The organism is Chloroflexus sp. (genome assembly GCF_049970315.1).
Classification (GTDB): domain Bacteria; phylum Chloroflexota; class Chloroflexia; order Chloroflexales; family Chloroflexaceae; genus Chloroflexus.
In genome coordinates, this window is record NZ_JBMFNE010000032.1 from 1 (window position 1) to 20,418 (window position 20,418).

Consider the following 20,418-nt stretch of genomic DNA (forward strand, 5'->3'; position numbering starts at 1 on the left):
CAACCACATCATCTACCGCTTAGCAATGCTCTCCAGAGCACGATTCGCGCGGTGGCCGCTGATGTTCCACTCGTTGTCAAGCATTTTCGGTGATCATCATCGGGTATTGCCGGGATTTTTCGCTTTCTGCTGCGATCCCGCGCCGCTTAGAAGATGTACACCTCATGACTCGTCTCTAGCGGTGGCCCTTCTCCAATGATCTCGGCGTTACGTCGACACATGCCGCAGAGTTGGTAGATACGTAATCGGTCGCCTTCGGCTACGTCAATGAGCCGGCTGAGTTTCTGTCTGAGCTGGCGATAGGCATTCACCTCGAGGTCACATTCAAAGACACTCTCTAAGACGCGCTGGCCGTACCCTTCGAGCAGTTTGGCTATCTTGAGCCGTCGCTGATCAACGCTGATGTCGTAGCTGATGAGGTAGAGCATGGAACCGCTCCTTATATTATCGAACAGCAAATGGCTCGTAGTCGTCGGTGCGTTGACGCACAACCCGCGCTAGTCGTCTGGCCTGTAACGCGATGCAGCGCGTGTATGGTACTTTGCCCGGCCCACTGTCCGCGCCTTCGGGATGGGTGGCTTCGGTTCGCATGCGTTCTTCAAACGCGGTGAGAAATGCCCGTTTGCCCTCGTCGGTGATGATAATTGGTCGCTCACCTTCACCCGGCCGGAAGTGTTCGGGTCGGATGCGCCCGTCGTTGCAGATGCGCACGACCAGCGAGTCGATGAGTATTGGACGAAACTCTTCCATTATGTCGAGCGCAAGCGAAGGTCGCCCATAGTCAAGGCTGTGTAAGAAGCCGAGGTATGGGTCAAACCCGGCTGCCTGTACCGCCCCTAGCACTTTGTGCGCCAAGAGGGTGTAGCCGAGCGAGAGGAGAAGATTGACCGGGTCGGGTGGTGGGCGCCGTTGGCGTCCGCTGAATGACCATTCCGGCCCGATCAGGCTGCGTAGCCCGGCAAAGTAGCGTGCGGTTGCACTGCCTTCTACCCCCAGTAGGGAGCTGAGTTGAGTTGTGCGTTTTACCCGCTTGATATAGGCATCAAGATCATCTGCCGCTGTCTGCGCTTCCGGTGGTGGTTCGGCACGGTTGCGGCTGAAGCGTTGGAGGAGTGCGCGTTGGTTGCGTAGTTTGCCCTCGACGAACCGTTGGGCAAGGGCGAGTGCTCGTGCCGGATCGGCGGCACAGGCGTATTGCGCATGGCGTAGAGCGACATGCGCCGTGACCTGCCCGACGAGGCGACCCTGATAACGCCCGTCAACCGTCATGAAGGTGACTTCAATGCCGCGGTCGAGCAGCCGTTTCATCGCCGGAGTACTGATGCCGACGTTGCCAAAGATGACGATGTCGTCAAGTTTGACCAGCGGCACGCTGCCAATGATGTCGGCCCCTCGGCGCACTTCGATCCGTTCGCCATCGCAACCGAGTTCAGCACCTTGTTCAATCACGTAGAGGGTCGCCATTGTCGGGTCGTTGGTCTAGGTTGAGGCGATGAGCCGGGACCAGTCGTGCTTGCCCAAACCCCCGTGTGGTGCCGGCGCCAACGCCGCTGTAAAAGGCGAATGTCGTAAGCACAGCGATGCAGGCGCGCCAGTATCGATCACCGGTCATTGCCCGATAGGTACACCGCCCCACCGCGCCGATTTGCAACGCACCCCCACTTGTCGGTACAGCAGCACTGCGGAGGTCGAAACGACTAATCGCCAAACATTCGGTTGCATAACGGCGTACTTCGTCAGGCAGCGCCAGGTCGGCCGAGGCGTTCCACTGTTCGAGGAGGCTCCCAAAGACGAGATCGGGTAGCGGGAGCGGCATCGTCATGCCGCGCTGCCGAAAAGTGACCGGTGTGACGAATTCGAGTGTCCACGTGACGGGTAATTGATCAGGGCGATGGAGCAGCGGTGCGGCGAGTTCTCGGTAGTCGGCTCGGTTGGCCCACGGATGCTCGGCAGCCGTATTGGCCCGGGCAATAACCCGCCACGGCTGACCGTCAAGTTCGAGCGCGCCGATCTGTTCCGGTGTCCATTCCGTAGCGATTTGTTCGAGTTCGGGGCTCAGGAGGGTGATACGCAAGTGATAGTCACGTTCGGGATCGACGAGCACCGAGGGACCACCACCTAATCCCCAGATATTCGAGACGGTGAGTGGTTTGCGCCCTTGCTCGTCGTGGATGCGTGCAGCAAGTTGGGGATCGGCGCGCTGAATGAGCCGGAGCACGGCAGCGTGGGCGGCCCGGCTCAGATTACCGGGTGCCTGTCCCGCTTTGGCCGGACGTAGGGTGAAGACGATAGCTTGCGGCATACTGTACCTCGCGAGCTGTGCAGTGTTGATGCAATTGTTAAGGTACCATAGCTCTGTAACTATTATATACGGCTTGTAGCAGCGTATCTTCTTGGTCTGTATGGCTCACGACCGCAGCAGTTGCTCCAAGAGGCGGTTGATATGTTGGTAGGGAAATGGTGGCAGTGGCCGGTTACACACCTGCTCATAGAGCTGTTTCAAATGTGGCACAATACCGTCGGCAGCGGTATCGAGAGCCTTTTGGCCGGCAAAGGCGCGGGCCAACCCAACTTTTTGCACCCCGGCCAGGTTATGGGTCAATTCGTTGCGCCGTTTGACCAACTCCCCTAGCCGATCAATGTCGTTGAGCAGTTGCTTCCGACGGGGATCGGTAGGGTCGGACAAATGATCGATGAGTTCGCGGAGCACCGAACGATCGACGGGTAGATCACGACTCGGATCGCGATCTCGGCTGAGGATGAACGGCTGTTGTTGCAGCCAGGCGCGGTCGAGGTAGGGACCGTCATCGTCGATGGTGTGTTGGCGACTGCGGAACCGTACCCCGTGCTGCAAGCAAAGGAAACGTAGTAGATTTTCTTCAAAGCGTACCACTTGGGTCAAGAAATCGGCGTAGAGACCGATCTGGTAGCGAGCTGCTGCCGCGTGGACCACCTCGGCCAACCGCATGTGGCGGTCGGTGTCACTGACCTCGGCCCGTAACTGATTTATGGCATCCACCCACTCCCCGCTTGGGCGAACCTTGTCAAGCGCCCGGCGCGCGCTGTCAAAATCAAAGTTGAAACGGTAATGGGCGTAGTCTAGCAGCGGCGCAATGAGACTCGCTGCCGCCGGGTCGAGCCGGTCGGTGATGATCGATTCTTGTTCGCGAAAGGTTTCGGCGGCAGCCTTATAGGCGTAGGTTTTGGTGTTGGAACGGAGTGTCGCGCGGAGTGGGGCGGCCAAGAGACGCCGACCGGTGTTGAGAGCGATGGGTATTGGTTGGGTGGGGTGGATCGACAGCACTTCGGTACGCCCACCGAAAGCTTCAGTCCCGGCAATCAGCAGACCGGTGGTCATTGCCGGTGTCCCCCCGGTAACTTCGAGAAATGCTGTGTGATTCGGATATTCGGCGGCCAATTTCAACAACTGTCGCTCGAGAAAGCGCAGGGTCAGGTCGTAGTCCGAAGGGTCACAGCCGTTTCCATGTTCATCTTGGATGATCCACGTCTCGATGCGCGCCGGATCAACCGGCGGGTAGGGGGTTAAGCCATCGGCGAGCAAGCGGGCAATGATCTGCGCAGTATACACGGTATCACTTTGATAAAACTGTTCGCCGACGGAAACCGGTTGATCGGAGGCGATCAGCACTACCCGCACGAGTGTCACGCTTTGTTCGGCCAGATAGCGCAAGGCTTTGGCGATGATGCGTAACTGAAACGTTGTCCGCAGCTTATCGTACTGCGCCAACGCAGCTTGCGCCCATTGCCGTTCGCTCGTTTGTTTCGGTAAGGTTGGGCAATCGAGATCGCGATTCCCCACGTTGCAAACTAAAAGTGCTTCCATCGCGTTACACCCCGCACTGCAATTCTCTACCGACTTTATCGGCAATCAGCTCAAACGGTGATTTGGACGGTTGAATGTCTAACAGATCGAGTACACGGCGGAGATCGTCAATAATCTTGGCTACACCCCCTTCGTACACTTCATTGATCGTATCTTGCGAAACGCCGGCAAAGCCGTGGGCTATCACGCTCTGATTGCGCAACTCGGCAAGACGGTCAAGCTGGTCAAGGCGCGCTTTGACGCCGGCGAGGCGCTCACGATCTTTTTTGCTGGCAAACGGTGTACCATCGGTGCGCAAGCCGCTGTTGATGATGAACTCAAGCATCGCCTGCATCACCGGACGGTTTGGCCCGTCACGATAGCGTAATGGCTGATTATCAATCGTCTTCTGTTCAAGGTACTGGTGAAGATGTGGATTGCCGTCGATCTGAGCAAGATAGGAGGCCAGGTTCGCCTCACGCACTGCTTTGCTCATATCGGTCGGCAAACCGAGGTGGCGTTCGACCACAAACCGCAGCACTCCCTCTTGAAACCGGAAGATGCGACCCAGCATATCAGCGTAGCGCCCGTTGTGGGCAGCAATCTCGGCGCTATAGGCCACCTCACGGAGGAGTGCCGCCGAGTCTTTATTGTTGATCAAGGGTAGCAGATCATCGTACAACGTAGCGCAGAGATCGCGCAACTTACCACTCGCCCACCGTTCCGCCAATGCAATCGCATGCTGCGCGCGGTGAAAATCGAAGGCTTCGCGATAAACGGCATACTCCAGCAGATAGATGATCGCCTCCGACATCTTCGCGCTACGCGCACTGAGCAAGGCCGCCGGAAAATTGCGGCGTTTGAGCGCCTCCATTGCATTGACGCGCTGAAACGATTCTTGTAGCTTCTCACCGATACGTAGCTCGGTAACGCGCCCCCCTTCCGGTGGATAGATGAACCGACAACGCTCAGCGTAAGCAATATTAGCTTGCAGTTGGAGGGCAAAGTTGCAGGCGGGAATCCCACCGGCAGTGAGCACGTAACAAGTACTTACTTCCGGCTTGTTATGCCGCGCTACCAGACCGGCATAGGCTTCAAACACCTCGTCGTAGATACTTGGGTTGAGATCGGCCCCATGCGTGCCTTCAATCCGCTCCGGGCGCGCCTCGACGATCCAGTCGGCAAACTGCTCACGCACCAGGCGAGCGGCAATATGGGCAAACCAGATCGTGTCTTTGTCACGCAGACTCACGCCAAAGCGATCCGGTCGGGTCGTTTCCCGGCGTTCGGGTTGGTCGGTGTAAAAGCAGATCAGGCGCGCCGGTTCATTGGAATACCGATTGCGGATGTACTCCAAGCACGGCGTAATGATCGGCAACTCAAACCGATGCGCGGTGAACTCTTCCCAGAGCTGCTGCCCTTCGGGTCGCGGACGGGAAGGTCGTTGACCGTCGGCAATCAGGTCACTGTTCCCGATATTGCACAGGATCAAGATGGTCATTGCGCTGCTCCTCTCAGTCACCAATGGTGATACACACCCATCCCAACGGCAACAAAGCCTGTTTGTTACGCACGATCACTTTGCGGGTAGCCGGAAAGACATCACCGGCGCGGAAGCGCTCCGAACGCTGGCGGTTGAGTTTCATGTTGTATTGTTTCACCGCCTGCACGAACTGTTCTTCACGTTGAGGGGTATCGCGTAGCCGGTCGGCGAGGGTCTTCGATTGCCATCCAGCCCCCCAGCCGATTGGGGTGAGAAAGGCATTCGTACCGTCGAGCTGATCGAGGCGTGATCTGAGGTCGGCGTAGAACTTGCTCAGGTTAGCTGCGTCAGCGCGGCCACTGAAGTAGCGTTGCTCGGACTCGATCAAAGCTCTCGCCCGCTGCCGTCCCCACGCAGCGATCTGCGCCGGTTGCAGGTATGTCGCCCACTCACCAAAATCGATGATCTGGCGAGCGATGTTGCTCTGGAACGGGAACTGCTCGATCTGCATCACCGCCGTAAGAGTAACCCCGGCAGGAATGGCCTCGACCGTGATCGGTGATCCTTTGGGAAAGACTCGCACCTGTAAGAGCACCGGGGCTTGTGCAAGCGGTCGGCTATCGCCAATATGCATGGTGCGCAGTACGTCGAGCAGAAGTGCGTGGCTCACCCGCTTCCCGTCTTGCTGTTGGCGTCCATGAAAGATTGCCCGCTCGATCTGAGCGGCAGCTTTACGATTGTCTTTCTCATTGGTGAAGGTCAGCAGTTGCTGTGCTGCGCGGGTCGGTGCTAAGGCCCACGCCAAGACGGTGCGCAACGCTCCTTTGAGCGAAGAACCGGACACATAGAGGCGGTCGGTTACATCTTTGACACAGGCCAGAATCTCACTCCGTCCGGTTTTGACTTCGGGCGTACCGGTGTAGCTATAGCGGACAATCGGTGAGTCGGCGGTGAAATCGGCAGTGGTCAGCAATTTGCTCGTCAGAAGATCGCTCACACCGCTGTTAGCCAACAATTCCAGTGGTACCGCCGGCCCCTGGCCGCCGGTAGCTTCAAACTCCTCCCATTCGGCGCGTAATTTGTCAAATTCCTGTTTGATCTTCTCCGCCTCGGTCTTCAGCCGCTGTTTTTCTTTCTCGGCTTTGCGCGGATCACGCGGCGGCGATTGATCAAACTGCTTGATTTCGTTCATATTTTGCTGTTTGCGCCGTTCCAACCGTTCCTTACGCTCCATCAATCTGGCGCGCTGCTGTTCAGGCGAAGGCTGCTGACCGACCCACCGCTGCAGCGCCAGCTCAAGCGCGGCATTGCTATTGATGACGTAGGTCGTCTTGGCGTTCGGATCGACGTAAAAATCGACCTCCTCATACAAGCGCTCGCCACTCAAGATGCAGAGTGGGCTGATCGTTTCGATCTGCAAGCGATACACACGATTAGGTGCAGGCATAGGGTTCCTCTCTAGCGTACCGACAACCGACAACGATGGTTGTCATGGGCAGACGCCCGCCTTAGCTCTCGAATGACACTTCCGGCACCGGTACAGCCAACGCCATGCCGCTCCGATAAATCGGATGTGCTACCGTATCGTCGGGCCGTACATCAATGATGTGCCCGTGGGGGAGTTGTCCATCGTTGATCGCCAACACCGATCCTTCGCTCACCATCATGACCGTTTGGCGTCGGTAGGTCATGCCGTTGGCCGCCAGAAACCAACCGCTGCTGGAGACCAACTGATAGGTCGAGCGCGGATCGCGAACCAACGCCAGCTCGGCGGGCGTCGGCAGGTAACGCGAGAGCAAGACGGCGTGACGATGCGGTGTGGGGAAGTCGATGGTGAGCGTGCTACGCTGCCACGCAAACACACCGTAGCCGTAAGTTCGCTTCCCACCCAACCCACTCTCGCCGAGCAGAGTCAACAATCGCTCAAAGACGGGTTGGGCGGCGGGATCGTGAAACGCGACCAGTACGTGCAGTCCCACCGCCGATGCAAAGACGACCCGCCCCACTTCGTAATACGCCGACGCTGCACTAAGCCGGTCAAGCGTCACGTGCGGGGTTGCTTCGATCTGCCAGAGCGGGGTGACTTTCAGCCGTTTGCGCCACGCCTCGTCACTCTCGTTGGCAGCCGGACGCCACGGCGTTGGCAAGCGGCGCGCCTCGGCTTCAGTTAGCCAGACTTTGCCTTGTTGGAGCGCGATAATTGTCGCCGGCAACGCCTCACCACAACAGACGGCGGTAAACAACGCCGGTGAGAGATAGCGCAGTTTCTTCAACTGCTTCGCCTGCACCGTAGCCGTCTCGGCGAGACGCAACGGCAACAGTGGTCGCGGTAGCAATGGTAGCTCACCGATGGCCGGAAACAATGAACTATGGCGGAGTGGGGGTATACCGGTGACAAACGGCTGCACCCACGCCGGTACGGCATCATCGCCAACCTCGACCATACTCAGCGCCGCTTGCACCACCAGCGCGGCGAACAGTGAATCGGAAGCGAGTGTCTCGCTCGTCTCTTCCAGCCCAATCCCCTGCCGTCCGAAGTGGAAGGTGAGGGTTGCGGTGCTGTGCGGAGGGACAAGCCGATAGACGGTAAAGGTTGGCATACGCTTACTCCGCAAAGATTCCCTGTAAGCGCTTGACCACCTGTTCACGATCCAGCTCACGCAGCGAAGTGGCCTGCGCCACGTCTTGCGGCGCGCTGATGCTGCCGGCTTTCAACCGACGCGCCATGATCTTTACGTTAAACAGGCGAATGTGGCCGTTGCCACGCGATCCCATTCCGCCCAGATAATCCTCTTCCAGATAGGTAAACGCTTCGAGTAACGTACCGAACAGCGCCACCACTTCGCTCACCTGCTCACCGTTACCGACGTAGACACTATAGACTGCCTCTGCCGGGCCAAAGACCGCTCCCGCCGGGACACGCTCGATCTGACGCGGTGCTGCCGCCGATGTCACCCGGTCAATCGCTGCCTCCCATTTCACTTCGGTGTAGGGCAGATCGGTGCGTAACTGACGCAACTCCTTTTCCGATTCTTCGGTCAGCGGTACATCGCGCATCGCCAGGCGGGTTGGTACACTGATGGTCAATTCTTTGTAACTAGGCAAGGTACCAAACACGCCGGCAATCGGGCGATAACGCTGATATTCCTCCTCGTTGGTTGGCACATGTACGAAGACCCCATCGTTGACGCGGAAGGTTTGCGGTGCGCCGTAGACCTTTTCCAACAACGAACGTAACTTACCCTTCAGCGATGAGCCGGGAATATAAGGCTGATTGGTGCGTGGGTTGCGGATCACGGGCTTATCCAAGCCCCCAATCTCAAGTCCACCGGCAGCGCCACCGATATGGAGACCGGTCAGGAGTTCGATGTTGGCGCGAAAGATGATGCGACCGTGTAGCGTAACCGAGCGTGTCATGGTTGCGACCTCCTCATCACTAATTGGTGCGACCGCCGTAGAAACGGTGGTAAGCGAGAATAGCCTCGAACAGATCGACGAACGAATGAAACCGTTCGACATCATCACCAATCAGGTCAATGGCTGCTGAGAGCGTCTCGACCAAGTCCTTCAACGCTTGATTGTTACCGAAGCGTCCGACCTGATACGCCATCTTTGGTTTGAGCATGAGTAAACGGCGCTGAACGGAAGGCGGTAGCTTCTCGGTACCAACCCGCACCTCTTGCTCAATCGAGCGGACCTCACCAAAAATGTTGCGGATCTGCGAGGTGGTCAAATTCTTCTCCTTCAATGCTTTGCCTAGCCGATCTGCTTCTTTGACCAGCAAATTGATTGCCTCGGGAGTATTGTCACCAAGGATCGTTTTCAGCTTTTCCGGGCTGATTGGCATCCGCTCGCGTTGCTCACCCGACGACGAATGATTCACCATGAACGACCTCCTTTGCTGTTCCTAACGACACACCAACGATAACTTCCCAGTCTCACCGCCGCGTATCACGCCCGCGGAGTATCAACTGTGCCCACCGCGCCGCTAACCCGGCGGGAATGATGGTGCGGGACGCAATCCCTTCGCTGCTGAGTAACTGCTCGCGCAGGGCTTCGATCCGCGGACGTAGATCACCCGACCGTTCGGCGAGGCGGGTCAGTTGGTACGCACCCTGCCACACCCACGGCCCGACGAGAAGCTGCACCTGACCACTCCGATTAAACCGCTGGCGGGCACGGACGGCCAGCGCTTGGATCGTCATGAGCAAGCTGCGCGGCGCACCACTTTCAATCACATCGATCAGCTCATCTTTCAGGGTGGCAGCCTGTTCAAATTCCATCCAGCTCAACGTCTGTCCCAAAAACGTAATCGCATCCTTGCTCCGCCCATCAGGATGTTCGTAGGATTTGGCTGCTTCCAACGCAGTGCCGGCATCTTCTGCCGCCTGATAGAGCGGATAACCGGCCTGATGCAAGGTAATTCCGGCCGAGACCGTCACCGCACCGCCGGCGTAGCGGATAAAGTCGGCGCGAATAGTGCGGGCCAGTTCGGGCAACACGTGCCACGATCCGACCAAAAACAGATCGTCGCCACCACTGTAAACAGCATAGATCCCACCCTGACCCTGGCTTTGTTCATTAACCTGGCGACAGAGTTCGCCAACCCAACCTTCAAAAAAGCGACTCAGCGCACTACTGAGCGCAGCAGTCACCGCTAAACCGGCCAACCCGGCGGGGCGCTGTAACCCGCGCCCAAACAAATCACCAAGGTTATCCACGTCCATTCGCAAGACGGCAATCCGGCGAATACCTTTGCTCTGGTCGGCCAACAAGTTGAACGGGGCAACATCGCCGGTACGGAGTTCCTCGGCTTGCTCCGGATCAAGCTCACGGTAACGCGACAGATCGGCATCTTGCAAACGGTAGGCTTCGGCCACTAGATAACGCTGACCGATCAAAATCGCTTGCTTCGGTTCGGACGGCACCACCTCGTCGGTCAATGCCAATGCACGCCGCTTGGCAACCGGCAAGCGAACCTGTTCTGTCAGTTCGTAATTCACCCCTAATTTGCTCACCACACTGCGCCACGTCGCCCCGGACACCGCCGACGCCTGGGGATCGACCAACAGCACAGCAGCACGGGTCAGTTGCCGCCCCAAATCGGCTAACGACTCGCCGAGCGGATCGGGAGCTTCCTTGCCATCGCTGCGCGGCGGTCGTGGTGGGCGCGGTTGGAAGATACGGGCAAACGATGCATCGTCCAACGCTGCAAACCGTCGTCGCTTGTCGGTGTCAATCGCGCGCGTCAACTCGTGCCACGTTTGCTCACTGTACTGATCAGGGTTAAACGGCGCGGTTGCACCGAGCGCCACATAGAGCACACCACGATGGTGTTCAAGCAGCACCTGCCCCAATTCGCGCCGCCAAGCCAACACCTCATTGGCGAAACGTCCCGGCAGCACGGCATAGAACTGACCACCACCGGCATACAGCAGATTACAGAGCGGCATCCCGCTCTTGTGCAAGACCCATTGCGCGCAGGCATCGGTAAGCAACTGCAAATACAGTGAACGCCCGCGCAACTGACGTGCCGCGCCTTCCGCCGGAATACTGTAGAGAAACTCTTGCAACCCAGACAGATCACCGCCGAGCAGACAGATCTGCTGTTGTGCATCATCGGTCAACGCCGCCGCGACGGCTGCATGCAGCCGCGCAAGATCGTAGAGTGACACTGTCGCCAGTGGTGATGGCCAGGCCGATCCGTAGCGTTGCAGCGCGTTCAGGAGCAGTTCGAGGCGGTTGGCCGGATCGGTGGCCTGTGCTGCTGTAGCGAGCCCAGTACGTAAGCCATCGCGCAGTGCAGCCGTAGGCGTAGCCGGTTGCGCCCTCGGAAAAAGCGCATCAGCGTTACACTGCAAGACCGTCGGTGGTTGCCAGGCCGACGGCGGTGCTTGACCGACCAATCGGGTGAAGACATTTGCCAGGTGATCCGGCAACGGTGGCCACTGCACCTGTGGCGACTGACCGGCGATCTGCCACGCGGTTGCTACCAGATCGGGCGAGACGGTTATGGTTTCGCCCACGGCAGCAGCCACCCACGCCTGCAATACGTGCGCCGCCGTGGCAACCGGATCGGTTGGGTGGGAAGTGGTCATAGGCTTATGCTCCATAATTCAGATCGACGCCGCGACCAACAACAAAACGATCACGTGTATTGTAGCAAATAGGTATATCACAAATGTGAACTTATCTCGCCATTTGAGAAGAAATTTTCGATGAGATGTGAAGGGAACGACACCGTAGGAAAGTCAATCGAGTTGTCCGATCTGCGTTTCTCTAGGCAGATCGGACAAGCGGGTATGAGCCTACAGAAGATCAGCGTATGCAGGAATATGCGTACCGGTATATCCAGCTTTTCGACAGGTGCTCAATCCTCATCACCTTGCCCAAAAACCAAGCGACCTGCCGATTGACGACCGGTCAGACGGTTGATCAACGCTGGTAGGTAGGGCAAAACGAGAGCAACCATCGCTGCCAACAGCAAACCAAACGACAGCGGTCGGGTCACAAACACACTCACGTCACCCTGACTAATCGCGAGGGCGCGGCGGAACTGTGCTTCGGCCAACGGTAGTAAAATCAGACCTAAAATCGCCGGTCCGACCGGAATCCGAAACCGACGCATCCAAAAGCCGATGACACCGATCACGTACATGCTGACGACATCAACAAAGCTGTTGGCCATACTGTAAACGCCTAGCGTGCCGAAGACGAGAATACCGCTGTACAAAAGAGGGCGCGGAATGGTCAAAATCTTGACCCAAATCCGGATCAGCGGCAAATTGAGGATGAGCAGCATGACATTGCCGATGTACAGACTGGCGATCAGCGTCCATACCAGATTAGGCGCTTTTTGAAACAAGAGCGGCCCGGGCTGGAGGTTATAGATTTGAAACGCAGCCAGCAGGATGGCAGCAGTAGCCGAGGTAGGCAAGCCGAGGGTCAACAACGGCACCAGCACACCGGAAAACGCAGCATTGTTCGCCGCTTCCGGGCCAGCTACTCCCTCGATAGCACCCCGGCCCCACTCATCTTTATACTTCGAGAGTCGTTTCTCCACCGTGTAGCTGAGAAAGGTCGGAATCTCGGCCCCACCGGCAGGCAAGGCACCGAGCGGAAAGCCGATCAGCGCACCGCGCAACCATGCCGGCCACGACCGCCGCCACTCTTCCCGGGTCATACCCACCGACGAACGCACGCCCAGTACTTCAGCTTGCGTTTGACGCAGTTGGGAAGCGACGTACAGTGCCTCACCGACAGCAAACAGGCCAACCGCCACCACCACAACATCAATGCCATCGAGCAGCTCGACGATCCCAAACGTAAACCGAACCTGCCCGGAGAGGACATCAATTCCGATTAGCCCGAAAAAGAGACCGATGAAGAGGCTAATCATGCCGCGAATAATCGACGAACCGACCAGCGCCGTCACACTCACGAAAGCCAAAACGGTCAGTGCAAAATAATCGGCCGGCTGGAAGAGCAACGCAACTCGGGCCAACGCCGGAGCCGCAAAGGTTAGGAGGATGGTAGAGAGGGTACCGGCCACAAACGAACCGATTGCCGCTGTCGCTAATGCGGCACCTGCTCGTCCGGCCTTTGCCATCGCAAAACCCTCGAAGGTCGTCGCCACCGACGCCGATTCACCCGGCGTATTGAGCAGAATCGACGTAGTTGACCCACCATACATACCACCGTAATAAATCCCGGCGAACATAATTAACGCGCCGGTTGGATCAAAATTGTAGGTAACCGGCAACAGTAACGCCACTGTCAGCGCAGGTCCGATCCCCGGCAACACACCGACTGCCGTCCCGATGGTGACGCCAATCGCAGCCAATACCAGATATTGTGGGGTCAAGGCATTGACAAAACCGGTCAAAAGCTGGCTAACGACATCCACAGTTGTATCCTACAACAAGCCGCTGAGGATTCCGGCGGGCAGGCGAATACCGAGAAGGCGGGTAAATGCGAGGTAGACGATCAGACCGATAGCCAAACCGACCAGCACATCACGTCGCCAATGCGTACTCCCCAAGACTCGACTGCTCAGAGGGAAGAAGAGGGTAGTTGCCACCACATAGCCAAGTGGCCACAGCACAGCAGCATATCCGACAAGAACGCCGAGCAATACTAAGGTAATCGGCCAATCGGTGCTAGCCTCCTCGGCAGTCACTTCGGCGATCAAGTCGTGGTCTGGCGCAACCGTCACCCGTATGAAGAACAATGCGCCAAACAACAAACATCCGATCCCGATAATCGTCGGAAACACCCGCGGGCCGACCACCGTAAAACCGGAACTTTCACCAATCTGCGGGGTCTGAGCGAGAACAACCCCGCCCAGGCCCATTACAACAACTGCGGCCAGCCGCAACCAGAGCAACGCGCGTTGTTGGTGATTCATTGGACAAGACCGAGATCGCGGAGAACCGCACCGATACGAGTAATTTCGTTGTTCAAAAAGGCACTAAACTCATCACCGGTACGGAAGAAGTCGGTCCAACCGTTGTTCTTCAGCGCATCTTGCCACTCTTTACTGGCATGCATCTTTTCGAGCGCAGCAATAATCGCAGCACGCTGCGCGGGAGTCAACTCAGGCGCACCAAACACAGCTCGCCAATTCATCAGTGCTACATCAACCCCCGCTTCTTTGAGAGTCGGTACATCGAGACCGGCGATGCGCTGTTCGCTTGAAACCGCCAGCATCCGCATCGTTCCGGCAGCGACTTGCTCGGCAAACTCAGAGACACCAGACACACCGGCGGTGACGGCGCCAGAGAGGATTGCGGCAGTCACTTCGCCACCTCCCGAATAGGCAATGTAGTTAATCTGATTGGGAGCCACACCGACCGCCTTCGCAATCAGACCGACCAGAATATGATCGGTGCCACCTGCCGAACCACCACCCCACGAAATTGCCGTCGGATTCGCCTTAAAATCGGCGATCAGTTCTTGCAGCGTCTGATACTTTGAATCGGCGGGAACCACAATCGCTTCCGCCTCCGCCGTCAGCAGGGCGAGGGGCGTCACCTGTGAGAGATTGACCGGTGCTTTGTTAGTCTGGATCGCACCGACCATCACTAACCCACCAACCATTAGTTCGTGCGGTTTACCTTTGGCTTCGTTGACAAACTGCGCCAGCCCGATCGTACCACCGGCACCGCTCACGTTATACACCTGCACCGTTTGGCCGGTTGTTGCAGTGAGCGCAGTCTGCATAGCCCGCGCCGTGCTATCCCAACCACCACCAGGCGAAGCCGGAGCCATGATATGTTAATCGGTTGGGTTGGGAACTGCTCTGTAGAGGTGGTAGTTTGATTGGCACACGCACTGAGCAGCACTGCAATGAGGATGAGTGTGGGGAAGAAACGCTGCATTGCCGATCCTTTCTATGTACCTTCGTTGATGGGAGTTGGTCGGTATTATAGTCTGAACTGCGATCAGCGTCAATTACTACGCCGATTGCGCTGGTCAATGCCCTCCCATCCAACAGCAGAAGGCGAGCGCCGGCTCTGCCACACGCTCGCCTTCCCCTTCACAGCCGGCCTACGGCAGCGGATCAAAATCCCGCCGCGTACCATCGGTGTATAGAATACTTTCCACTGCGAAGCTGGCCGTCATATCGTTTAAGCTGGTCGCCAATACCCACTGATCTTCCTTCCTAAACCGATTAAAGCGAAAACCCGATCCCTTTTCGACAAACACTTGACCAGGTTGGAGTGGCTCATTGATAGTCCAGCCGATGTACATCTGGGGTTCGCCGAACAGATCTTGCAAAATAAGCTTCCCTTTGATCGCACGCGCCGGTTTATCTAACCCAGCAGCCGTAAACTCAATATCAAACCAGATATACTTTTGGATATTGGTGTCATCAAACCGCTTATCCAACAATCGAACCGATATGATCTCCTTGCGAACATCACTTGGGAGCATATCGGACGGGATCGAAGCGGGATCCACCGACGTTGGCACGGTCGCCGGGGTAGTAGCACCGGTGTTCTGGAGTGAAATGGTGGGAACGGCAAGCCCATATTTGGCCGCTACGTATTGCTGTCGCAGCATCGCCAGCGTTTGCTCATGGGTAGCAACCGTTGCATTTGTAACTGCCGCAATCAGACCACCACTATACTTGGCGGCTTCCGCACGCGCTGCCGCAAGATCAGCTTCCAGTTTCGTCATTTCTTCTGCCAATCGCGCGGCAAGTTCAGGATCGGGATTGGTTCCGGTCATAGTCATCTCTATCGGTACCCCGGCCTCGATGGCGTGGATCCGCTGTTGAATCAGTGCCTCGGTCGTTTTCAAAATCTCTAGCCTGGCTTCGATCAATGCCTTCACCAGACCACCGGCGAGTTTGGCGTTCGCCGTTTCAGCCGAGGTAATATCCGCACGCACCCGTTCGAGTTCCGCCTGCAGATCGGCGACTTGCTGTTGTTCCTCCGGCGAGAGGGTGCGGGTGCAAGCGGTCATAGTTATGGCGACGAGGAACAAAACCAGCATGAAACGAATACGATACATTGAAACCTCCCTTGGCAACTGCGATAACGACACGTAGATGGTTCCTACAGCGAGAGACGGTGCGCGTGTTTGGGTCAGTACAACCTCCTAACGATACCGTCGATCCGCTAGAACTTAGTATAGCAGAAAGATTGTTCACAAATGTGGATATTCAAACCCATTTTTACACCGAGTTCGCAAGTTGTGCGTAAACTCGGTGTACGGCGTAACCGAACGTGGACAGAACCTACCAATATACACGCCGTGGTGCCGCTGCGTTATGCATCACTCCGTAACCGGTTCAAAGCGGGCTTGGAAGAAGCGCAGGTAACGCGGCTCATATAGGCAGCTCTCACTCTCCTCGCCCACTCCCCCACCGCGGGAGAGGGGGAGTCCGTTGCCCTTCGGGGGGGGGGACACGGCGATGCCGTACCCCTACGGGCGGCACCCGTTGCGTTGCGTTAAACACCTTTGCGCCTTTGCGCTTAACGCCTTACACAATACCCGTCGGTACCAGATGCCAGTAGGCCCGGTTGAGTAGCGCCTTCTCGTAATGGTAGTAGGCGCTTGGCTTAGGCGGCTGCGGCGGATGGGTGTAGTCGAAGACGAGTTGGGTCGCTTGGCCGCGCCCGGTCTCAAGGAAGCACATCACCTGCCCTTGGTAGCGCTCATCGCTCGGCTTGCCCTTAATCTCGCCGGCAATACGGTGGGCGATTACCTTCGCCTCAAAGTGGGCCGCAGCACCACTCTTACTCACCGGCAGATCGGTCGCATCACCCAAGCCGTAGATATACGGAAACTGCTTGTGCTGGAGCGTTTCGCGGTCGGTGGGCAGCCAACCCTGCCCATCACCAAGCCCCGAATCCATGACAATCTTCGCCCCGCGGTGCGGCGGCACCAACACCAGCAGATCGTAAGGCAGGGTCGTGCCCTCCAATGACGAGACTGTCCGCTCAACTGGGTCAATCGATTCGGGATTAAAGAAGAGCTCGTAGTTAATCCCGCGCTCTTCTAACATCGGCGTGACAAAGGTCGCAACACTCGCAATGGTAAAGACACGACCGATTGGCGAGAGGTACGTAATCTCGGTCTTTTCACGCAACCCGCGTTTGCGCAGCTCATCCTCCAACAAAAAGGTGAACTCCAGCGGGGCAGGCGGGCACTTGTAGGGAATATCAGCCACGCCGATCACCACCTTGCCGCCGGTAAACTCACGCAACGCGGCGTGCAGACGCAACGCTGCCTCAGCGCTATAGAAATGATGGGCACCTTCGCGATAACCGGGCACCGCATCGGGATCAAGCCGGGCGCCGGTCGAGATAATCAGGTAGTCGAACGGCAACTGCGCACCATCGGCCATCTCAACATAGCGTTCATTTGGTTCAATTCGCACCGCATCACCGATCACCAAATCAACCGAACGACGCAACAGCGAACGTTCGTTCCGCTCCCAACGCTCCGGCGGCGCACCACCAAACGGCACGTACAACCAGCCGGGCTGATAGACATGCTTCCCGGTGCGGTCGATCAATGTAATTTGCGCTTGCTTGCGCGTCAATTGGCCGGCGAGCAAGTTGGCGACTAACGTGCCGCCTACCCCGCCGCCCAACACCACAATCTGTTTGACTGCCATAGTCTTTACCTTCTGCGTACTGGGCAAACCCAACACGAACCTTGCGCCGTCCACACGGGGCGTACCCAGAACGAAACTCAAACGCAACGACGGACAGGGTAACAGGCTGTCATGATTCGGAGGCGTTACGCATCGCCCCCATGGCGTCGTTGCGTTGACCTCTGCGCATCTTGGCGGCCTAAGTTAGCGCGTCTTACGCACGATAAAGCGGGTATATCCCTGCTCTGGGAATGCGCCGATAAACTCGTGACCGGCCTTCTCCACCCAAATTGGAATATCTTTGGCTGAGCCGGGGTCACTGGAGAGGACTGCTACGACCGAGCCAACCGGTACACTCTTGATCCCACGGATCAGTTCCATCATTGGACCGGGACAATGGCTGCCGCGAGCGTCAATCTCTTTGTCAATCGTGATGTTAGGGGGTGTCATAGTTGTCTCCTGTTGGTCAACGCTGACCGAATTGATTCCTTGTGACAACTATAGCATCCCTACTTCGCTTTAAACAGAAAGAAGCGACAACATATTTTGTACAGGTAGCAACCGTTGCTGCCGATGCAACTCACGCTTCAACCGAACTGGCCTTATCGCTGTGCTTAACTATCTACAGTGCAGATCATGCCGTTTAGCGTAAACTGTGACGGTCGCGGATTGACGCCAGTATGCCGGAGGTTAAACCCGAACTGTTGCTGTGCACCGGGAGCAAGTGCGCGGTTCCAATCGACATGCGCAGCACTGACATCGCGTCCGACTTGCGTAATCACCGCATTCCAGAAATCGGTTACCATCTGTTGCCCATCGGGAAATTGCCATGCCAGTGTCCACCCATCAATCGCAAGTAATCCGGTATTCGTGATGACGACTGTGATCGTTGCCCCATCGTTCCACGCCTGTTGCACACGATACATAACCCGGCATCCTGCCGAATCGACCGGGGGTAGCGTTGAAGTCGGTAGGATAGTTGGGGCTGGAGTCGGCGTCGATATGCTCTGCCCGCCACTACCAACAATCAGTGGTATGTAGACGTATCGTTCGGTAACTGGGGGCGGTAGAATTGCACCGCCTGGTTCTGTTCCCCAAATGCGCGTCCCATCCTCGTACAAACTGATTGTCGTCGCTTTGATCAGATTGCCCGACGTCGTTGCGTGCAAATCGCGATACGACCAATCATTACTTGGATCCCACTGTTTGCTGCTCGTCAGCCGAAACTGGACTTCTTTTCGATAATGATCGGCGCCGCCGGGATAGATGCTAACTCCGACACAATCGATGATGACCGCATACACCGTATCGGTATACTGGATCGGCGATGAGACACTGCGACACTGATTACGCGGTACACTGATGGTAATATCCTCCGGGCGGGTATCACCATCAAGCGTAAAGAAGTAGCGCATCGTTAATCGGTCAATTACGCGAGCCGGCCAACCTGATTTATTGATAATAAAGGCTTTTATCTCGGTGAAATTTGGGCCACTCGCATTGACGGCGGCTTGCACGTAGACTTCATCATCATCAGGCGGAAGATCCGGAGGAGGAAAGCTAGTAAGCGGTTCGCCACCGAACAGTGAGTACATACGCGCTAATGCACCGGTCAAGCCGGCATTATAGTCGGTAGCGACTTCATTCATGATATAGTCGCTGCGGACATCACGGTACTGGTCGTCGGGCAGAGCCGGTCCACCAACAAGAGCGCCATAGAGTATGTGACGCTGATACGGTGGTTGATCAATTGAGTCGAGCCATGATCCGTGTGCCGTGCGGTGATGCGGGTTTTGGGGCGGGCAATTGCCGAACCCGACCATATAACTACACCCACGTGGATTATCACCGAGAATGTAGTTGATCTGGCGAATGGCAAAATCGCGATAGCGCGCGATCTTCTGCTCCTCGCCGTAATTGGTGGCTAGCCAATCGGCATAGATGAACGCGAGAAATGCCGTGTTCGCTGTGTACCGCAGCGATCCCCATTGACTTAGCCACGCTTGCCCACCCGGACTATAGGTAATCCGTGTACCGTCGGCGCCATGCTCGGTACCGCCGACCGTCCACCAATTGAGCCATCGCTCAACATTGGCGCGATAAGTTGGTTGACCGGTCAATTGAGCTAACAAGATGTAGCTGCCATACGATTTATCATCCCAATTGTGCGTCCATTTATATTGACCACTGAGCTGAGTTGCATACTGTTGCGCTTTGCTCAAGTATGTTGACTCTCCCGTCGCGCGATACAACCATGCCGCACTCCAGACTAGTTCGTCCTGATAGCCGCTCCACGAGTTGTAAAATGCTGCTGCATTTTGAATACAATCGCTATACTTCCCGCGATACGTATCGGCAAAGGTGTAGAGTTGACGCGCATGAGTAAGCATCTGTTCGGCATAATCAGGATCGGTCGGGCGAAAGGCGATGGCCGCGGCAGCTAAGGCTGCTGCCGTCTCGGCGGCGAGATCAGAACCGGGGCAGTCAGCGGTGATTTTGTATGTCGGTCGTGGCATCGGCATCACTTCAGCCGGCCCCCACCACGCATGATCGAGATGACCGTCACCCACCTGTCCATAGAATTCAAATGGCCCTGTGTGGGCTTTGATGAAATAATCAGTCGCCCAGCGCAGATTGGCTAGGATATCGTCGAGCAGGCCAGCTTGTTCGTAGACCTGCCGATATTCGACCACACCCCATGCCAGCAGCGTAGTCGAGGCCGCCATCGGAAACCCGAACTTCACATGGTCGCCTGCATCATACCAGCCACCGGTCAGGTCAATGCCAACATCGGCGCCATCGTTCAGACCCGAATCACCACGCCACCGAACCCGATTATCGGGTGGTAAGTGACCGGAACGTTGGATTTCGTAGAAAAAGATCGACTTTTGCAACGCTTCGCCGTAATTAAATTGCGCGGCAGGCAGCACCATTGGCAGGGACGGGATCAATCCAAGTGTCCAGATAACGGCTGCGAAGAAGAGAATGGTGGAACGCATAGGC

Annotated in this window: 18 protein-coding genes; 1 reads left to right on the forward strand and 17 read right to left on the reverse strand. The window is 56.8% G+C overall.

The genetic code is table 11. From position 1 onward, the window contains the following. Positions 1-146: 146 nt before the first annotated feature. The 13 genes from cas2 to ACP5OT_RS16305 form a co-directional block, all read right to left on the reverse strand. Positions 147-428 (reverse strand): CRISPR-associated endonuclease Cas2, encoded by a 282-nt coding sequence (gene cas2 / locus ACP5OT_RS16245; protein WP_424675752.1) that lies wholly within the window; start codon positions 426-428, stop codon positions 147-149. Positions 429-444: 16 nt separating this feature from the next. Beyond that, positions 445-1,464 (reverse strand): CRISPR-associated endonuclease Cas1, encoded by a 1,020-nt coding sequence (cas1, locus tag ACP5OT_RS16250; protein ID WP_424675753.1) that lies wholly within the window; start codon positions 1,462-1,464, stop codon positions 445-447. After that, complete coding sequence (gene cas6, locus ACP5OT_RS16255; protein WP_424675754.1) at positions 1,442-2,302, reverse strand: CRISPR-associated endoribonuclease Cas6; 861 nt, start codon at positions 2,300-2,302, stop codon at positions 1,442-1,444. The genes cas1 and cas6 overlap by 23 nt, the downstream gene beginning before the upstream one ends. Before the next feature lie 105 nt (positions 2,303-2,407). Next, entirely contained in the window at positions 2,408-3,844 is a 1,437-nt protein-coding gene (locus ACP5OT_RS16260; RefSeq protein ID WP_424675755.1) for a hypothetical protein, read from the reverse strand. Between the two features lie 4 nt (positions 3,845-3,848). Then, the gene (locus tag ACP5OT_RS16265; RefSeq protein ID WP_428132740.1) at positions 3,849-5,324 is read right to left on the reverse strand and encodes a hypothetical protein; all 1,476 of its coding nucleotides are present in this window, start codon (positions 5,322-5,324) and stop codon (positions 3,849-3,851) included. 13 nt (positions 5,325-5,337) lie between these two features. Beyond that, complete coding sequence (csm5, locus tag ACP5OT_RS16270) at positions 5,338-6,753, reverse strand: type III-A CRISPR-associated RAMP protein Csm5 (protein ID WP_424675757.1); 1,416 nt, start codon at positions 6,751-6,753, stop codon at positions 5,338-5,340. A 61-nt stretch (positions 6,754-6,814) separates the two neighbouring features. Beyond that, entirely contained in the window at positions 6,815-7,906 is a 1,092-nt protein-coding gene (gene csm4 / locus ACP5OT_RS16275) for a type III-A CRISPR-associated RAMP protein Csm4 (protein WP_424675758.1), read from the reverse strand. Positions 7,907-7,910: 4 nt separating this feature from the next. Next, positions 7,911-8,723: a type III-A CRISPR-associated RAMP protein Csm3 gene (gene csm3, locus ACP5OT_RS16280; RefSeq protein WP_424675759.1), complete on the reverse strand. Its 813-nt coding sequence runs from the start codon at positions 8,721-8,723 to the stop codon at positions 7,911-7,913. Positions 8,724-8,742: 19 nt separating this feature from the next. Continuing rightward, positions 8,743-9,192: a type III-A CRISPR-associated protein Csm2 gene (csm2, locus tag ACP5OT_RS16285; protein ID WP_428112860.1), complete on the reverse strand. Its 450-nt coding sequence runs from the start codon at positions 9,190-9,192 to the stop codon at positions 8,743-8,745. Positions 9,193-9,244: 52 nt separating this feature from the next. Further along, a complete protein-coding gene (cas10, locus tag ACP5OT_RS16290; RefSeq protein ID WP_428132744.1) occupies positions 9,245-11,404 on the reverse strand; it encodes a type III-A CRISPR-associated protein Cas10/Csm1 in 2,160 nt (719 codons plus the stop codon). Positions 11,405-11,676: 272 nt separating this feature from the next. Beyond that, positions 11,677-13,212 (reverse strand): tripartite tricarboxylate transporter permease, encoded by a 1,536-nt coding sequence (locus ACP5OT_RS16295; protein WP_428132747.1) that lies wholly within the window; start codon positions 13,210-13,212, stop codon positions 11,677-11,679. A gap of 9 nt (positions 13,213-13,221) precedes the next feature. Beyond that, on the reverse strand, positions 13,222-13,713 hold the full coding sequence (locus ACP5OT_RS16300; RefSeq protein ID WP_428112864.1) for a tripartite tricarboxylate transporter TctB family protein: 492 nt from the start codon (positions 13,711-13,713) through the stop codon (positions 13,222-13,224). Beyond that, positions 13,710-14,576 (reverse strand): Bug family tripartite tricarboxylate transporter substrate binding protein, encoded by an 867-nt coding sequence (locus tag ACP5OT_RS16305; protein WP_428112865.1) that lies wholly within the window; start codon positions 14,574-14,576, stop codon positions 13,710-13,712. Before ACP5OT_RS16305 ends, ACP5OT_RS16300 begins: the two co-directional genes overlap by 4 nt. Before the next feature lie 90 nt (positions 14,577-14,666). Here ACP5OT_RS16305 and ACP5OT_RS16310 point away from each other — a divergent pair, with 90 nt between their 5' ends. Beyond that, positions 14,667-14,900, forward strand: coding sequence for a hypothetical protein (locus ACP5OT_RS16310; protein WP_424675765.1), 234 nt, complete (start codon positions 14,667-14,669; stop codon positions 14,898-14,900). Here the strand turns inward: ACP5OT_RS16310 and ACP5OT_RS16315 are convergent. The 4 genes from ACP5OT_RS16315 to ACP5OT_RS16330 all read right to left on the reverse strand — a co-directional run bounded on the left by ACP5OT_RS16315 (position 14,856) and on the right by ACP5OT_RS16330 (position 20,414). After that, positions 14,856-15,824, reverse strand: coding sequence for a hypothetical protein (locus tag ACP5OT_RS16315; protein WP_428112867.1), 969 nt, complete (start codon positions 15,822-15,824; stop codon positions 14,856-14,858). The genes ACP5OT_RS16310 and ACP5OT_RS16315 overlap by 45 nt on opposite strands. Before the next feature lie 472 nt (positions 15,825-16,296). Beyond that, positions 16,297-17,436: an NAD(P)/FAD-dependent oxidoreductase gene (locus ACP5OT_RS16320; RefSeq protein ID WP_428132749.1), complete on the reverse strand. Its 1,140-nt coding sequence runs from the start codon at positions 17,434-17,436 to the stop codon at positions 16,297-16,299. Between the two features lie 183 nt (positions 17,437-17,619). Beyond that, entirely contained in the window at positions 17,620-17,865 is a 246-nt protein-coding gene (locus ACP5OT_RS16325; protein WP_424675768.1) for a sulfurtransferase TusA family protein, read from the reverse strand. 164 nt (positions 17,866-18,029) lie between these two features. Continuing rightward, a complete protein-coding gene (locus ACP5OT_RS16330; protein WP_428112868.1) occupies positions 18,030-20,414 on the reverse strand; it encodes a glycoside hydrolase family 9 protein in 2,385 nt (794 codons plus the stop codon). Positions 20,415-20,418: the final 4 nt, after the last annotated feature.

Bases quoted from the DNA above. Each gene is read 5' to 3' on its own strand.
- ACP5OT_RS16330 (WP_428112868.1), bottom strand. From the start codon at position 20,414: ATGCGTTCCACCATTCTCTTCTTCGCAGCCGTTATCTGGACACTTGGA.
- ACP5OT_RS16305 (WP_428112865.1), bottom strand. From the start codon at position 14,576: ATGGCTCCGGCTTCGCCTGGTGGTGGTTGGGATAGCACGGCGCGGGCT.
- ACP5OT_RS16300 (WP_428112864.1), bottom strand. From the start codon at position 13,713: ATGAATCACCAACAACGCGCGTTGCTCTGGTTGCGGCTGGCCGCAGTT.
- cas10 (WP_428132744.1), bottom strand. From the start codon at position 11,404: ATGACCACTTCCCACCCAACCGATCCGGTTGCCACGGCGGCGCACGTA.
- ACP5OT_RS16320 (WP_428132749.1), bottom strand. From the start codon at position 17,436: ATGGCAGTCAAACAGATTGTGGTGTTGGGCGGCGGGGTAGGCGGCACG.
- csm2 (WP_428112860.1), bottom strand. From the start codon at position 9,192: ATGGTGAATCATTCGTCGTCGGGTGAGCAACGCGAGCGGATGCCAATC.
- csm3 (WP_424675759.1), bottom strand. From the start codon at position 8,723: ATGACACGCTCGGTTACGCTACACGGTCGCATCATCTTTCGCGCCAAC.
- csm5 (WP_424675757.1), bottom strand. From the start codon at position 6,753: ATGCCTGCACCTAATCGTGTGTATCGCTTGCAGATCGAAACGATCAGC.
- cas1 (WP_424675753.1), bottom strand. From the start codon at position 1,464: ATGGCGACCCTCTACGTGATTGAACAAGGTGCTGAACTCGGTTGCGAT.
- ACP5OT_RS16265 (WP_428132740.1), bottom strand. From the start codon at position 5,324: ATGACCATCTTGATCCTGTGCAATATCGGGAACAGTGACCTGATTGCC.
- csm4 (WP_424675758.1), bottom strand. From the start codon at position 7,906: ATGCCAACCTTTACCGTCTATCGGCTTGTCCCTCCGCACAGCACCGCA.
- cas6 (WP_424675754.1), bottom strand. From the start codon at position 2,302: ATGCCGCAAGCTATCGTCTTCACCCTACGTCCGGCCAAAGCGGGACAG.
- ACP5OT_RS16315 (WP_428112867.1), bottom strand. From the start codon at position 15,824: ATGTATCGTATTCGTTTCATGCTGGTTTTGTTCCTCGTCGCCATAACT.
- cas2 (WP_424675752.1), bottom strand. From the start codon at position 428: ATGCTCTACCTCATCAGCTACGACATCAGCGTTGATCAGCGACGGCTC.
- ACP5OT_RS16325 (WP_424675768.1), bottom strand. From the start codon at position 17,865: ATGACACCCCCTAACATCACGATTGACAAAGAGATTGACGCTCGCGGC.
- ACP5OT_RS16260 (WP_424675755.1), bottom strand. From the start codon at position 3,844: ATGGAAGCACTTTTAGTTTGCAACGTGGGGAATCGCGATCTCGATTGC.